Here is a 15,457-nt window from a genome sequence, read left to right on the forward strand (position 1 = left end):
CATTCCTGCACAACCTCCCGCCGGGTCAGGCGGCGAAGGAGATGGTTCACGTGTCCGCTACGCCCGTGCTGGCGTTGCGCGGGGTCTCCAAGCGGTTCGGTGCCGTTCAGGCGCTCACCGACGTAGAGCTTGAGGTCCACGCCGGTGAGGTGGTCGCCCTGGTCGGCGACAACGGCGCCGGAAAGTCCACGCTGGTCAAGACGATCGCCGGCGTTCACCCCATCGATGAGGGCGTCATCGAGTGGGAGGGGAAGTCGGTCAACATCAACCGGCCGCACGACGCCCAGCACCTGGGCATCGCCACGGTGTACCAGGACCTCGCACTGTGCGACAACATCGACGTCGTCGGCAACCTGTACCTGGGCCGTGAGGTCCGCAAGTTCGGGGTGCTGGACGAGGTCGAGATGGAGCGCCGCTCCCGCGAGCTGCTGGACCAGCTGTCCATCCGCATCCCCAGCGTCCGTATCCCGATCGCCTCCCTCTCCGGCGGTCAGCGCCAGACCGTGGCCATCGCCCGCTCGATGCTCGGCGAGCCCAAGCTGGTCATCCTCGACGAGCCCACCGCCGCTCTGGGCGTCGAGCAGACCGCCCAGGTCCTCGACCTGGTCGAGCGGCTGCGCGAGCGCAACCACGCCGTGATCCTGATCAGCCACAACATGGCTGACGTGAAGGCCGTCGCCGACAAGGTGGCGGTGCTGCGCCTGGGTCGCAACAACGGCGTCTTCGAGGTCAAGTCGACCTCGCAGGAAGAAATCATCTCCGCCATCACCGGCGCCACGGACAACGCCGTGACCCGTCGTGCGGCGCGCACCACTGGGGAGATCAAGAAGTGAGCATCGACAAGACCTCCGCGGCTCCGGGGGCTCCCGACGACCACGTCGTGGAGAACCCCGACGCGGCGCGCGGCTCCGACGTCGCCGTCGACCCGCGGCTGCTGGTGCGCGAACAGGGCTTCGCGGGCTACATCACCGAGTTCAAGCGCAAGATGAAGGCCGGCGACCTGGGTTCCATCCCGGTCGTCATCGGCCTGGCGATCATCTGGATCATCTTCCAGAGCCTGAACTCCAACTTCCTCACCGCGAACAACCTCTCCGACATCTCCATCGCGATGGTCGGCACGGGCATGATCGCCGTCGGCATCGTCTTCGTGCTGCTGCTCGGCGAGATCGACCTGTCGGTCGGCTCGGTCTCCGGTGTCGCGGGCGCCTCGTTCGCCGTGCTGAACATCAACCACGGCATGAACGAGTGGCTGGCCTTCGTGCTGGCCATCCTGACCGGCACCGCCGCCGGCGCGATCCACGGCTTCTTCTTCGCGAAGATCGGTGTGCCCGCGTTCGCGGTCACCCTGGCCGGCCTGCTGTTCTGGAACGGCTTCATGCTCCAGATCCTGGGCGCCAACGGCACGATCAACCTCCACAGCAACGGCATGGTCGCCAAGCTGACCACGTACTACTTCAGCGACGTGGCCGCCGCCTACGGACTCGCCATCGCGGTGACCGCGCTGTACTTCGTCAGCTCCTACCTCGGCAACCGCCGCCGCGAGGCCGCGGGGGTGCCGTCGCGGCCGCTGAGCGAAACCATCCTGCGCACCGTGCTGCTGGCGGTCCTCTCGTTCGCCGTGGCCATCGTCTTCAACCAGTACAAGGGCCTGCCGCTGGCCGTCGTGATCTTCATCGGCGTCCTGCTGTTCACGGACTTCGTGCTGCGCCGCACGTCCTACGGCCGCAAGATCTTCGCCCTCGGCGGCAGCGTCGAGGCCTCCCGGCGTGCCGGTATCAACGTGGAGCTGATCCGGATCTCGGTCTTCGCGATCTCCGGCACCTTCGCCGCGATCGGCGGTCTGTTCATCGCCTCGAAGATCGCCTCCGCCAACCAGGGCGCCGGCGCCGGTGACCTGCTGATGAACGCCATCGCGGCGGCCGTCATCGGCGGTACCTCCCTGTTCGGCGGCCGCGGCCGCACCTGGAACGCGCTCCTCGGTGTGCTGGTCATCGTCTCGATCCAGTACGGCCTGGCGCTGGAGGGCATCGCCTCCCCGGTCCAGTACATGATCACCGGTGGCGTTCTGCTGGCGACCGTCGTCATCGACGCCGTCACCCGCAAGACGCAGCGGACGGCGGGCCGCGCCTAGCCCCCACCCACCGACCCTGTGCCCGGTACCAACGGCGGTACCGGGCACAGCCATGTCATAGCCACCGCCGATCCGGGGTACTGCCGTCGCGTGACGCATCACGCACCGCCCGGGCGCCCCGCGCAAAGGCGGAACATTAGACTCGTCAAGTCCCGGCAACAGCTCGATCAGCTCTACTGCAAGGAGGCACGGGTGCCGCTGCTGACCCGCATCAGGGGACCGCGCGATCTGGACCGGCTCAGCCTGGAGGAGCTGGACCGGCTGGCGGAGGAGATCCGGAGCTTCCTCGTCGACGCGGTCTCCAAGACCGGCGGCCACCTCGGCCCGAACCTCGGCGTCGTGGAGCTGACCATCGCCCTGCACCGGGTCTTCGAGTCCCCGAAGGACAGAGTGCTGTGGGACACGGGCCACCAGTCCTACGTGCACAAGCTGCTCACCGGCCGCCAGGACTTCTCCCGCCTGAAGATGAAGGGCGGTCTGTCCGGCTACCCCTCGCAGGCCGAGTCCGAGCACGACGTCATCGAGAACAGCCACGCCTCGACGGTGCTGGGCTGGGCCGACGGGCTCGCCAAGGCCAACCAGGTCCTCGGGCGCGACGACCACGTGGTCGCCGTGATCGGTGACGGGGCCCTGACCGGAGGCATGGCCTGGGAGGCGCTCAACAACATCGCCGACGCCAAGGACCGGCCCCTCGTCATCGTCGTCAACGACAACGAGCGGTCCTACGCGCCGACGATCGGCGGCCTCGCCAACCACCTCGCGACGCTGCGCACCACGGACGGCTACGAGCGCTTCCTGGCCCGGGGCAAGGACCTCCTGGAGCGAACCCCCGTCGTCGGCAGGCCCCTCTACGAGACCCTGCACGGGGCCAAGAAGGGCCTGAAGGACTTCATCGCGCCGCAGGGCATGTTCGAGGACCTCGGCCTGAAGTACGTCGGCCCCATCGACGGCCACGACATCGAGGCCCTGGAGTCGGCCCTCACCCGCGCCAAGCGGTTCGGCGGGCCCGTCATCGTGCACTGCCTCACCGAGAAGGGCCGCGGCTACCAGCCCGCCCTGCAGGACGAGGCCGACCGCTTCCACGGCATCGGCCCCATCCACCCCGACACCGGCCTGCCCGTCAAGGCCTCCGGCGCCGACTGGACCTCCGTCTTCGGCGACGAGATGGTCAAGCTCGGCAAGGAGCGCGAGGACATCGTGGCCATCACCGCCGCGATGCTCCAGCCGGTGGGCCTGAAGAAGTTCGCCGACACCTTCCCGGAGCGGACCTACGACGTCGGCATCGCCGAACAGCACGGCGCCGTGTCGGCCGCGGGCCTGGCGCACGGCGGGCTGCACCCGGTCTTCGCCGTGTACGCCACCTTCCTCAACCGCGCCTTCGACCAGGTGCTGATGGACGTCGCGCTGCACAGGTGCGGGGTCACCTTCGTCCTGGACCGGGCCGGCATCACCGGTACCGACGGCGCCTCCCACAACGGCATGTGGGACATGTCCGTCCTCCAGGTCGTCCCCGGTCTGCGGCTCGCCGCGCCGCGCGACGCCGACCAGGTCCGCGCCCAGCTGCGCGAGGCCGTCCAGGTCGAGGACGCGCCGACCGTCGTGCGCTTCTCCAAGGGCGCCGTCGGCCCCGCCGTACCCGCCGTGGGACGGGTGGGCGGCATGGACGTCCTGCGCGAGCCGGGGACCCAGGCGCCCGACGTGCTGCTCGTCTCCGTGGGCGCGCTGGCCCCGATGTGCCTGGAGATCGCCTCCCTGCTGGACCGGCACGGCATCTCCACCACCGTCGTCGACCCGCGCTGGGTCAAGCCCGTCGACGAGGCCATGGCGCCCCTGGCGGAGCGGCACCGCGTCGTCGTGACCGTCGAGGACAACTCGCGCGTCGGCGGTGTCGGTTCGGCGATCGCGCAGGCCCTGCGCGACGCGGGCGTCGACATCCCGCTGCGCGACTTCGGCATCCCGCCGCGCTTCCTCGACCACGCCGCCCGCGCCGAGGTCATGGCGGAGATCGGCCTCACCGCCCCGGACATCGCCCGCCAGGTCACCGGCCTCGTCTCCCGGCTGGACGGCCGCTTCAGCCGTACGGCGACCGGGGTGGACTCGGTGGAGCCGGCCCGCGACTAGAGAAGCGTGCCCCGTGGGCCGGTTCCGCCACTCGCACAGGTGGCGGAACCGGCCCGTCTGCGTGAACCTGCCCTTGCCGGGGCATACGCACTCCCGGCCCTCTCGATCATGTCGAGGACGACAAGCGTGGGAGGTAGGCACGTGGGCAGCACCCTCTTCAGGACGAAGAACATCGAACAGTCCATCCAGGACACCGAAGAACCGGAACACGCGCTCAGGAAGTCACTGTCGGCCCTCGACCTGACGGTGTTCGGCGTCGGTGTCATCATCGGCACCGGCATCTTCGTCCTGACCGGCACGGCCGCGAAGAACACCGCGGGCCCCGCCGTGTCCCTGTCCTTCGTCGTCGCCGGCGTCGTCTGCGCACTCGCCGCCCTGTGCTACGCCGAGTTCGCCTCCACGGTTCCGGTGGCGGGCTCCGCGTACACCTTCTCGTACGCCTCCCTCGGTGAGTTCCCCGCGTGGATCATCGGCTGGGACCTGGTGCTGGAACTGGCGCTCGGCACGGCGGTGGTGGCCGTCGGCTGGTCCGGCTACATCCACTCGCTGCTGGACAACGCCGGGTGGCACCTCCCCGAGGCGCTGAGCGGCCGGGACGGCGCCTCCGGGTTCGGCTTCGACATCCTCGCCGCCGCGCTGGTGCTCGTGCTGACCGCCATCCTCGTGCTCGGCATGAAGCTCTCCGCGCGGGTCACCTCGGTCGTCGTCGCCATCAAGGTGGCCGTCGTCCTGGTCGTCATCATCGCGGGCGCCTTCTTCATCAAGAGCGGCAACTACGACCCGTTCGTCCCCCCGCAGCAGGCCGTGGAGGCGGGCGGCAACCTCAAGGCGCCACTGATCCAGCTGATGGTCGGCTGGGCGCCGTCCAACTTCGGCGTCATGGGCATCTTCACCGCCGCGTCCGTCGTCTTCTTCGCCTTCATCGGCTTCGACGTCGTGGCCACCGCGGCCGAGGAGACCCGCAACCCGCAGCGGGACGTGCCGCGCGGCATCATCGGCTCCCTGATCATCTGCACCGCGCTCTACGTCGCCGTGTCGATCGTGGTGACCGGCATGCAGAAGTACAGCAGGCTCTCGGTGGACGCGCCGCTCGCCGACGCGTTCAAGGCCACCGGGCACCCCTGGTTCGCGGGCCTGATCAGCTTCGGCGCCGCCGTCGGCCTGACCACGGTCTGCATGATCCTGCTGCTGGGCCAGTCCCGGGTGTTCTTCGCGATGAGCCGGGACGGCCTGCTGCCGCGGTTCTTCTCCCACACCCACCCGACGTTCCGCACCCCGTACCGGCCGACGATCCTGCTCGGCGTGGTCATCGCGATCGTCGCCGGCTTCACCAGCCTCAGCGCGCTCGCCGAACTGGTGAACATCGGCACGCTCTTCGCCTTCGTCGTCGTCGCGATCAGCGTGATCATCCTGCGCCGCAGCCGCCCCGACCTCGAGCGCTCCTTCCGCACTCCGTGGGTGCCGTTCCTGCCGATCCTGTCGGTGCTGGCCTCTCTGTGGCTGATGCTGAACCTGCCCGCCGAGACCTGGCTGCGGTTCGCCATCTGGATGGCGATCGGCCTCGTCGTGTACTTCTTCTACAGCCGCAACCACAGCCGGCTCGCCCAGGCCCGGACGCAGGCCGCGACGGCCGACCGGTAGCCGGGGGCCGCGTCCCAGCGGTCCCGCCGCCCTCCCCGTCAGCCGGCGGCGCACAGCCGGCCGCGGGCGGTCGCGCGGCCGGCCACCATGGCGCCGCACGCGACCGACGGCCTCACGCGGGCCCGCGGCCAGGCCCCGGTCAGGCGTGCCCGGCCGTGCGCCGCCCTCCCCGGCAGGGGGCGGCGGGACCGGTCCGCGGCCACGCCGGCCGTCAGGCGGGCCTGACGGTCCGCGGACCCGCCACCTCCGCGCCCAGGTCCCGCACGCGCCGGCGCAGCTCCCGGTCCGCCGTCACCACCAGGACGGGCCGTCGGCCGGCGGCCGCCACCAGGCCGGCCACGTGGTCGTCCCCGCTGCCCGGCGCCGACTCCACGCGTACGCCGGGCACGGACGCCACACCGCGCGCCGCTCCCTCCACCACCAGGACGATCTCCACGGCACCGGCGCGGCCCGGGAGACCGCCGGCGGCCAGCCGGTCGCGCAGGCGCTCCGCGGCCCCGCGCCGGTCCCGCCACCAGCCGTCGGGGACCGACCCGACGACGTTCGCGGCGTCGACGATCACCAGCAGCGGGCAGCCGTCCCCGTCATCGGGTCCCATCGTTCAGCCGTCCCGCTCGCCGTCCTCGTCGAAGCTCGCGAAGTACGCGGCGGCCATGTCCTCGCCGGCGTGGCCCTGCGCGGCGGCCCGCTCCATGCGCTCGGCGCTCGCGGCGGCCACGTCCAGGCGGACGCCACCGTGCCGGCCCGCCTCGACGATCAGGCGGGCGTCCTTGGCCGCGGTCTCCACCGCGAAGCTGGCCGGGGAGAGCTTGTCCTCCAGCACCAGCGCCGCCTTGGCCCTCAGATAGCCCATGTCGAGCGGGCCGTCGGCGATGAGGTCGAAGAACGCGTCCGGGTCGACGTCGAGGGCCTTCGCCAGCGCCAGCACCTCGCCGGCCGCCGCGGTGGCGGCGAGCACCCAGCTGTTGGCCACCAGCTTCAGCCGGGTGGCACCGGCCGCCGCGCCGTCCTCGCCGGTCCACACGGTGCGGGCGCCGACCGCGTCGAACACCGGCTCCACCCGCTCACGGCCCTCGGCGGGCCCGGCGGCCAGCACGGTCAGCCGGCCGGCCTCCGCGGGCTGGCGGGTGCCGAGCACGGGGGCGTCGTAGAAGACGAGCCCGTGCTCCCGGGCGAAGGCGGCGAGGTCGCCGGTCGCCTCGATCCCCGCGGTGGTCGACTGCATCCATACGGTGCCGGGGCGCAGGGCGGGAGCGGCCTCGCGCAGGACGGCGAGGGCGGCCGGGCCGTCGTAGAGCATGGTCAGGATCACGTCGGCGTCCCGCACCGCCTCGGCGGGGGAGCCGCAGACCTGCGCGCCGTCGGCGGCGAGCGGTTCGGCCTTGGCGACGGTGCGGTTCCATACGCGGACGGTGTGCCCGGCGCGGGCGATGTTGCGGGCCATCGCGGCGCCCATGATGCCCGTGCCCAGGACGCTCACGGTGAGCTGGTCGGTCATGAGGTCGGTTTCCTTACTCGTGCGGGGTGCGCTCGTACGGTGGTTGCTGGGTACAGCCTGCCCGCCGGGTGCCCCGCCGTGCGCGCGTGACCCGTCCGCGGCGGCGCGTCACCCGGGGGGCCGGGACGCGGTCCGCGCACCCGCCCGCTTAAGGTGAACCGGTGAACGGCGACTGGCTCATACGCGGCCGCGACGGCCGGCTCAGTGTCTACCTGCCGACGGACGACGCCGTCCTGTGCCGCGCGGAACGCGGACCCGGCGGCCCGTGGGCGCCCGCGCGCAGGATCGGCGGCGACCAGGAACTGCTCCCCTCACAGGCCGTCGGCCACGGCCCCAACGCGTACGCCCACCTGGTCTCCTGGCGTCCCACCGTCCCCGGCGAGTCCGGCCTCGTCCACTGCACCCACTTCCGGCCCCGGCTCGCCGCCCTGGACTGGAGCCCGGTCGGGCACCCCAACAAGAAGGGCGAGAGGACCGGCACCCCGGCCGTCGCGGTGGACGCCGAGGGCCGCGCCCATGTCTTCGTCCGCAACAAGGGCGGCGGGGTGAGCATGATCGCGCAGAAGGAGAAGGGCGGCTGGGAGCCCTGGCGCGACCTCAAGGGCCGTGAGGTGCGGGAGGATCTGGCGGCCGTGACGGGGGAGTCCGGGCGCGTCGAGCTGTACGCGGCCGTCCCCGGCGGCATCCTGCACTGGCGGCAGACGGAGCCGGGGGCGCAACCGGCGCTGGAGGAGGCGATGGAGGCCCCGGTCCGCCCGGGCACCCTGCGTGCCCTCGCCACCTCACCGGAGAGCACCACCCTCTACTACACCGACGACGCGGGCGACCTGTGCGCCTGGCGCCCCGGCGGCAAGCCGGTCGTCCTGCTGCCGTCCGCCGGACCGGGCCCGGTCGCCGCGATCCGCTGCGAACTCGACGGCCACGACTGCACGTTGCTGGCCCAGCGTTCGGCGAGCGGCCGCGTCGCCTTCGCGGCGTATCCCACCGAGCAGGAGTCGGCGGGGGCGTGGTGGACGGAGTCGGGGCCCCAACTGCCCTCGGACGCGGACGTGTCGCTGGCGGCGGACGAGGAGGAGCGGGTGGTGGCGGCAACGTTGTCCGCGTCGACCGGCCAGCTGCTGCTCACCCGCCGCAAGGACGAGCCGGGTCTGGCCCTGGAGGCGTGGCGGGAGGTGTGACGGGTCCCCGCGACGTGTGACGGTCGTGCACGTCCCGGTCACACCGTGTTCGTCGGATGTTCGACCTATGATGGGGCGCGCTCGGCTTCCCCTGCGACAGGTGTTCGGGGAAGAGGATCGGCACGCGGGCCGCGCCGGGCGGAAAGGAAGGGGCGGGCCACGTCATGCGGACCGGATCCGGGCGCGGCGCCGCCCGACGAAGAGCTGCCGACGGCGTCGTAGCGCACGAGGAGGCCGGGCGGTACGCGGCGGAGGCGACCGTGGACGGCCGCTGGCTGGTGCTCGGCAAGGACGGGCGGCTGACCGCCTACGGCCGTACCCGCGACGGGCTGCTGCGGTGGACCGAGACCCGGCCGGGCGGTCCGCGGTGGACGGGCCCGGAGTTCTTCCCGGTGGCGGGCCTGAGCCAGCTGTCGGTGGTCCAGGGCGCCGACACCTACGTCCACTTCCTGGGCCGGCGCGAGGTGCGCCGGGACGGCGGGCCGCCGGCCGTGGACATCGTGCACGCCATCCAGTACCAGACGGGCCGTCCGGTCACCGAGTGGCGTTCGCTGGGCAATCCGCACAAGAACCCGGAGAAGGCCGCGCGGTTCGGCATACCCGTGGGCGCGGTGAGCGGGTCGGGGCGGGTGCACGTCTTCGTGCGCAACGCGGGGCGCGGGCTGATGCTGCGCCGCGAGGGGCCGACCGGGAAGTGGCAGCCCTGGCAGGACCTCAAGGGCAGCGGGGTGCAGGACGGACTGGCCGTGACCGCGCACGCGTCGGGGCGCGTCGAACTGCTGGCGGGCGGCGCGCGGGACGCCATGTGGTGGCGGCAGGCCGAGGCCGACGGGGACTTCCGGCAGGAGCCGAACATCGCGATACGGGTCACGCCGGGCACGGCGGCCGCGCTGGAGACGGCGCCGGACCGGGCGACGTACTACTGGACCGACCAGGACACGGGCCAGCTGATCGCCCACCGCCCGGGCGGCTGGCTGATCCCGCTCGGAGCCGCCCCGGCCGCCGAGCCCCTCGCACCGCTGCGGGCGGCACTCGACGGCTACGACTGCACCGTGCTGGCCCACCGCGGACCCGACGGCCAGGTCGTGCTGGCCGCCTGCGGCACCGAGAACGAGCAGGCGGGCCTGTGGTGGTCCCCCACGGGAGAACACTCCGCCACGCCCCCCGCGCTGTCCCTGGACGCCCACGGCCGCGTGGTCCTGGCCACGATCGGCCAGGACGGCGCCTTGCACATCGCCCGCCAGTCCGACGGCCCCGGACTGGCCCTGTCGCCGTCGGCGCGGATCTGAGCACCGGCCGACGACCGCCGGCCCCCAGCGCCGGCTGACGCCCTGCCCCCGACGACGGGCGCGAGCGCGCCGTGTCGTCCCGCGGTACCGGTCGGCGACCTGAGCCGGTCGGCGGCCTGAGCGTGTCGGCGGTTTCAGCCTGTCGGCGGGCGGATCGAGCGCGTCGTGTCGTCCCGTGGTGCCGGTCGGCGGCCTGAGCCGGTCGGCGGCCTGAGCGTGTCGGCGGTTTCAGCCTGTCGGCGGGCGGATCGAGCGCGTCGTGTCGTCCCGTGGTGCCGGTCGGTTTCCGGCCTCTCCGAGCCCGGTTCGTCGGTGGACGGGCCGGGTGCGCCGGGGCGGTCCGTGGCGCCCGTGGGCGCCCGAGCCGCTCGGCGGTCGCGTCGGCGGCCGCGTCGAGCGTGCCGCGGCGATCCGTGGCGCCGGGCGATGCGTGGCTCTCCGGCCGTGCGCCTGCCTGCCCGGAAGGCCGCCTGTCTGCCTGTGTGCCCGTTCGCTTGGACGCTCGCCTGCCTGTGTGCCCTCCGCTTGGACGCTCGCCGCCTGTGTGCCCGCTCGCCCGGACGCTCGCCTGCCTGCCCGGACGCCTGCCCGCTCGCCCATCCGGCCGCCCGCCCCTGCGGTCCGGTCGTGGCGCCGGCCGGGTCGGGGCGGCCGGTGCCCGACCCGGCCGGCGGACGGGGCGGTGTTCCGCCGTGCCGGCCGGTGTGCCGGGTCGTGCGTGGCTCTCCGTCGGCCGGTGTGCCGGCCGGCGAGCCGTGGGCGCCGGGCCACACCGCCCCGCCGCGCCCGGTGCCCGTGCCGTGCGTGGCCGGACGGGCACCCGTATCGGCAGCGCGGCCCGGGCCTCAGGAGCTGGAGCCCGTGCCCCCGCCCCGTGCCGGTGACTTCTTGGCCGACTCGGGGATCTCCGTGTCCTTGCGCAGGGCCTGCCACAGCCGGCCCGCCTGCGGCTGGGCGGCGACCACGCGGTTGGGGTCCTGGGTGTCGTACTTCACCGGGAGCATGATCGTCTCCATCGTGGAGGGGTCGATGCCGTTCATGCTGCGGGCGAACCTGGCGAGCTTGGTGAGGGAGGCGAGCCCCGAGTCGGTGGTGAGGGACTGGGTGAGGCTGTCGGCGATCTTGAAGGTCTTGGTGGGGCTGCCGAGCAGGTCCTGCTTCTTGATCTCGCTCAGCAGGGCGATCAGGAACTGCTGCTGGAGGCCGATGCGCCCGAGGTCGCTGCCGTCTCCGATGCCGTGCCGCGTGCGCACGAACTGCAGTGCCTGCGTGCCGTCGAGCCGGTGCGCGCCGGCCGTCAGGTTCAGGCCACTGGACTTGTCGTGGATCTCCTGGTCGACGGTGATGTCGACCCCGCCTATCGCGTCGACCAGCCCCTTGAAGCCCGCGAAGTCGATCTCCACGAAGTGGTCCATCCGGACCCCCGACATCTGCTCGACCGTCTTCACGACGCAGGCCGGACCGGCCACCGAGTAGACCGAGTTGAACATCACGCGCTTCGCGGACGGCAGGGCCGAGCCGTCCTTCGCCGTGCACTCGGGGCGCGTCACCAGCGTGTCGCGCGGAATGCTCACGGCGACCGCCTTGCGCCGGCCCTCCGGCACGTGGATCACCAGCGCGGTGTCGGACCGTGCCCCGGCGACGTCGCCCGTGCCCAGCGACGCGTTGGCCCCGGAGCGTGAGTCCGAGCCCAGGACCAGGAGGTTCTGTCCCGAGGTGGGCAGCTTCTCGGGACGGTTGTCGCCGATCGCCTTGTTCAGGTCGACGCCTTTGATGTTGCCGTTCAGGTCGCTGTACAGCCAGTACCCGACGCCTCCCGCGGCCAGCACCAGCAGGGCCAGGCTGAGGGCGATCCAGCGCCAGACCCGGCGTCTCCGCGGTGGCTTGGCGCGACGGCGCGACGGCGCGCTCGGCGATTCCCGGGTGCCCGTCTCCTCCGTCTGGGCGTGCGTCATGTGCGTCGGTCCTTCCTCACTCGACCAGGTGGCTCGGGGCACGAGTGGGGGGAGAGGCCGGGCCCGTCTGCGGTGGCGGACGGTCGTCCACCAGTCATCAGACGTTCAGAGTTGGTTAAGGGTTGTATGTGTTTCGCGTCATTTCTGACTGGTGTTGACAGGCGAGTATGCGCTTGCTCATGATGTGCCGGTCCTGTGAACGTTAGTTTTCGGTGTGAACCAGCGACGGCTTCTAGTCGTCGCCTTACGTGGTCGTCAGATCGAGCCGGGGGGCACGAAGGCGAGCGGCCACCAGTACTCGTCCGGCCCCGCCGGGTGAGGAGAGGGAGGGGTGGCTGTGCTGGTGCGTGCGTCGGCCCGTGGGGGGCGAGCGGCGTGACGACCGTTTCCGATCATGCCGTCGGTCGGGTGCCGGGCGGGGGCCATGCGGCCCGAGGCGGCGCCGCACCGGGGCCCGCGGACCGGGCCGTTCCCACCACGGTCACCGCGGAGCACGGCGACGTCTACGTGGAGCCCGGGCTGACACCGTTGTCGGCCCGTGAGGCCAACCGGCGCGCCCTCACCGCCCTGCTCGACTCGGCCGGCGTCCACCACTTCGCCGTCCGCGGCACCGCCGACCACGGCACGGTCGTGGCCGTGGCGGAGGAGGACCGGGAGCGGGTGCTGGGCGTGGTCTTCCGCGGACTGGGCCAGTACCCGGGGCACCTGAGCGTGATCGACCCCGACGCGCCCCGCCCGCCCAGGCCCGTCTCCTCCCGGGACCCCAAGGCCTGGCGCGAGGTCACCGCCGCCCGCGTCCTGCAGATCAGCTGGTACCGCACCGACCCGGGCCGGCATCTGCTGCTGGGGCACGAGTACGGCTGCGCGATCGAGTTCTGGCAGCGCAACGGCACCCACCTCGTCGCACCGCGTGCCAACCGGGTCACCTGGGCCGTGGCGGCCGACGGCCCGAACGTCCTCGGCGCCGCCCGGCTGTTCAGCCGCTTCGTCTCGGACTGGACCCCGCGGCACCTGGCGCCGCCGCTGGCCACCCGCTCCGAGTTCCTGGTGAACTGCGCGGACGACATCGCCTTCCCGGTGGACGCGGTCTACACCTGGGTCGACGGCAACGACCCGGCCTGGAAGCAGCGCAAGGCGCAGGCGAAGGGCGAGGTCTACCACGCCGAGTCGGCGAGCGACGCCCGCTTCATCAGCCGCGACGAACTGCGCTACTCGGTGCGCTCGCTGCACCTGTTCGTGCCCTGGATCCGCAACGTCTACATCGTCACCGACGACCAGGTCCCGGTCTGGCTGCGCGAGGACGTGCCCGGGGTGCGCGTCGCCACCCACCGCGAGATCTTCCGCGACCGGTCCGTGCTGCCGGTGTTCAACTCGCACGCCATCGAGTCGCAGCTGCACCACATCGAGGGCCTGGCCGAGCACTTCCTGTACTTCAACGACGACATGTTCATGGGCCGCCCGGTGGCCCCGCACGCCTTCTTCACACCCAGCGGCACGGCCCGCTACTTCCCCTCGCGCAACCGCATCCCGCAGGGCCCGGTCGTGGAGACCGACACCCCGGTCGACGCGGCCTGCAAGAACAACCGGGCTTTGCTGATGGAACGTTTCGGCCGGGTGATCACCCAGCCGATGGAGCACATCCCCTACGCCCTGCGCCGCTCCGCGATGGAGGAGGCGGAACGGGACTTCCCCGAGGCCTGGGCGCGCACCGCCGCCAGCCGCTTCCGGGCGATGACCGACCTGTCGCCCACGTCGTCCTTCGCGCTGTACTACGCGGCCCTGACCGGCCGCGCGCAACCGTCGTCGATGCCCTTCACCTACCTCCAGCTGGCGGTGCCGGACCTCGCGGACCGGCTGCAACGCCTGCTCGACGGCCGCGACCAGGACTCCTTCTGCCTCAACGACGCGTTCTCCACACCCGAGGACACCGAGGCACAGCAGGAGCTGCTGGACGGCTTCCTCAACGCCTACTTCCCCACACCGAGCCCCCACGAGAGATGAAACGGAGTTCATGAGCGTGTCGGACCCGACGTCCATGAGCTCCGCGGCCCACGTCTACAAACGCCTCGTCCCCCAGCCCGTGCGCTCCGCCGCCGCCACCACCGTCCCGGTGGGCGTACGGCGCAAGGTCAAGCGGCGCCTCGCGCGCACCCTGAGCCGGCGCGAGGCCCGGCTGCACCGGCGCGCCCTGCGCCGGGTGCGCAAGGCGGGGCTCGGCCAGTCCGAGCGCCGCACCCAGGCACCCGACGGCAGAGTCGCCCACGTGCACGCCGGCCTCACCACCGACCTGGCCCGGCGGCTCGACCACGACCTGGTCACCCAGGCCCTGGACGCCGCCGAGATCCCCTGGTTCGCGGTGCCCGCACTCGACGACCGGCGGATCAGCCTGGCCGTCGACCACAAGGACAGGAGGGCCGTCCGCCGCGTACTACGCGCGTTGCTGGAGGAGCACACCGGCTACGTCGTCTCGGTCTCGCCCGCCCAGAACGACACCCGCGAGGTCCCGGGCAGCCATGTGAAGGCGTGGAAGCACTACGGCAAGGCCAAGGTGATCCGGCTGACCTGGCTGCGCACCGAGCCCACCGAGAACCTCTGGGTGGGCGAGGACCAGGGCGTCGAGATCGAGTTCTGGACCGCCAACACCGACCTGGCCGCCGAGCGGCTGATCGGCCCGCGCCCCAACCGCGTGCAGCGCGCCGTCCCCAGTGACGCGCCCGGCGTCGAGATCGGCCTGGACCGGCTCTCCGGCTACTGCGACATCGACGGCGACCTGGAGCCGACGATCACGCTGGAGAACTTCGACGTCCTGCGGCTGGAGGAGATCACCTTCCCCGTCGACGCCGTCCTGCTGTGGCAGCACCCCACGCCGTGGGGCGAGGAGCTGCTGCGGGCCGCGCTGCGCTCCCTGCACCAGTACGCGCCCTGGACCGACGTCGTGCACGTGGTCGCCGAGGCGGAGCCGCCGGCCTGGCTGCAGGCCGACGACCGGCTCGTCGTGGTGCGCGCACGGCCCGGCTCCGAGTGGCACCTGCACCTGCTGCCCGACCTCGCCGACCACTTCCTGCTGCTGCGTCCCGGGGCCCTGCTCGGCCGGCCGGTCCGCCCCTTCGACTACTTCACCCCGAACGGCGCGACCCGTCCCCGGCGCGGCCCCTGGAACGCCCAGGAGTCGTTCGCCCCGTGGACCCGCACCGCGTACTCGGCCACCGGCCGGGTCGCCGCCCACGGCTATGCGCACGGACCCCAGCCGCACCGCGTCGAGACGCTCGCCCGGCTCGCGGAGACCGGGACCGCGCCGCTGCCGCTCGACGACGCGCAGTGGCTGCCCGCCGTCCCCGGCACGCATCCGCTGGACGGAGTGGTCCACCACTTCGGCCACACCACCGGCCTGGCCGACCCCTCCGGCGAGGCCACCGTGGCGCTGCACGCCGCGCTGCCCGGCATCGGCAACCACCTCCAGCGGCTGCTGGTCCGCCGGGACAGCCAGCAGATCCAGCTCGTCGGCCTGGGCACCGACGAGGCGCGTGACCGCGGCGGCACCCAGGCCGTCCAGAGCTTCCTGCAGCGCTACTTCCCCGTCCCGAGCGTCTTCGAGGGCGGCCGGAGCACCGACACACACGACGAGGCGGTCGACCAGCCGTGAG

At 72.5% G+C, this 15,457-nt stretch carries 11 protein-coding genes; 8 read left to right on the forward strand and 3 right to left on the reverse strand.

From position 1 onward, the window contains the following. The first annotated feature begins 41 nt into the window (after window positions 1-41). From ACJ9NR_RS29665 to ACJ9NR_RS29680, 4 genes are all read left to right on the forward strand, one after another. Window positions 42-833 carry an ATP-binding cassette domain-containing protein gene (locus ACJ9NR_RS29665; protein ID WP_412491901.1) on the forward strand — a complete coding sequence of 264 codons (792 nt, stop codon included), beginning with the start codon at window positions 42-44 and terminating at the stop codon, window positions 831-833. Next, a complete protein-coding gene (locus tag ACJ9NR_RS29670) occupies window positions 830-2,131 on the forward strand; it encodes a sugar ABC transporter permease (protein WP_412491900.1) in 1,302 nt (433 codons plus the stop codon). The genes ACJ9NR_RS29665 and ACJ9NR_RS29670 overlap by 4 nt, the downstream gene beginning before the upstream one ends. A 192-nt stretch (window positions 2,132-2,323) precedes the next feature. Beyond that, complete coding sequence (gene dxs, locus ACJ9NR_RS29675; RefSeq protein WP_412491899.1) at window positions 2,324-4,252, forward strand: 1-deoxy-D-xylulose-5-phosphate synthase; 1,929 nt, start codon at window positions 2,324-2,326, stop codon at window positions 4,250-4,252. Window positions 4,253-4,393: 141 nt separating this feature from the next. After that, window positions 4,394-5,893: an amino acid permease gene (locus tag ACJ9NR_RS29680; protein WP_412491898.1), complete on the forward strand. Its 1,500-nt coding sequence runs from the start codon at window positions 4,394-4,396 to the stop codon at window positions 5,891-5,893. Window positions 5,894-6,104: 211 nt separating this feature from the next. Here ACJ9NR_RS29680 and ACJ9NR_RS29685 read toward each other — a convergent pair whose 3' ends face one another. After that, a complete protein-coding gene (locus tag ACJ9NR_RS29685; RefSeq protein WP_412491897.1) occupies window positions 6,105-6,491 on the reverse strand; it encodes a PIN domain-containing protein in 387 nt (128 codons plus the stop codon). A gap of 3 nt (window positions 6,492-6,494) precedes the next feature. Beyond that, complete coding sequence (locus ACJ9NR_RS29690) at window positions 6,495-7,391, reverse strand: NAD(P)-dependent oxidoreductase (RefSeq protein ID WP_412491896.1); 897 nt, start codon at window positions 7,389-7,391, stop codon at window positions 6,495-6,497. 161 nt (window positions 7,392-7,552) lie between these two features. Between ACJ9NR_RS29690 and ACJ9NR_RS29695 the strand changes: the two genes are divergently transcribed. Together ACJ9NR_RS29695 and ACJ9NR_RS29700 are read left to right on the forward strand one after the other, a co-directional pair. Then, complete coding sequence (locus tag ACJ9NR_RS29695; RefSeq protein WP_412491895.1) at window positions 7,553-8,569, forward strand: PLL family lectin; 1,017 nt, start codon at window positions 7,553-7,555, stop codon at window positions 8,567-8,569. Window positions 8,570-8,733: 164 nt separating this feature from the next. After that, complete coding sequence (locus ACJ9NR_RS29700; RefSeq protein WP_412491894.1) at window positions 8,734-9,858, forward strand: DUF8189 domain-containing protein; 1,125 nt, start codon at window positions 8,734-8,736, stop codon at window positions 9,856-9,858. Window positions 9,859-10,703: 845 nt separating this feature from the next. On the opposite strand, the gene ACJ9NR_RS29705 is transcribed toward ACJ9NR_RS29700, so the two are convergent. After that, entirely contained in the window at window positions 10,704-11,813 is a 1,110-nt protein-coding gene (locus ACJ9NR_RS29705; RefSeq protein WP_412491893.1) for an LCP family protein, read from the reverse strand. Window positions 11,814-12,188: 375 nt separating this feature from the next. On the opposite strand from ACJ9NR_RS29705, the gene ACJ9NR_RS29710 reads away from it, so the two are divergent. Together ACJ9NR_RS29710 and ACJ9NR_RS29715 are read left to right on the forward strand one after the other, a co-directional pair. Then, window positions 12,189-13,814 carry a stealth family protein gene (locus ACJ9NR_RS29710; protein ID WP_412491892.1) on the forward strand — a complete coding sequence of 542 codons (1,626 nt, stop codon included), beginning with the start codon at window positions 12,189-12,191 and terminating at the stop codon, window positions 13,812-13,814. A 16-nt stretch (window positions 13,815-13,830) separates the two neighbouring features. Then, on the forward strand, window positions 13,831-15,456 hold the full coding sequence (locus ACJ9NR_RS29715) for a sugar phosphotransferase (protein WP_412492385.1): 1,626 nt from the start codon (window positions 13,831-13,833) through the stop codon (window positions 15,454-15,456). Window position 15,457: the final 1 nt, after the last annotated feature.

Source organism: Streptomyces sediminimaris (assembly GCF_047049295.1).
Lineage (GTDB): Bacteria > Actinomycetota > Actinomycetes > Streptomycetales > Streptomycetaceae > Streptomyces > Streptomyces sediminimaris.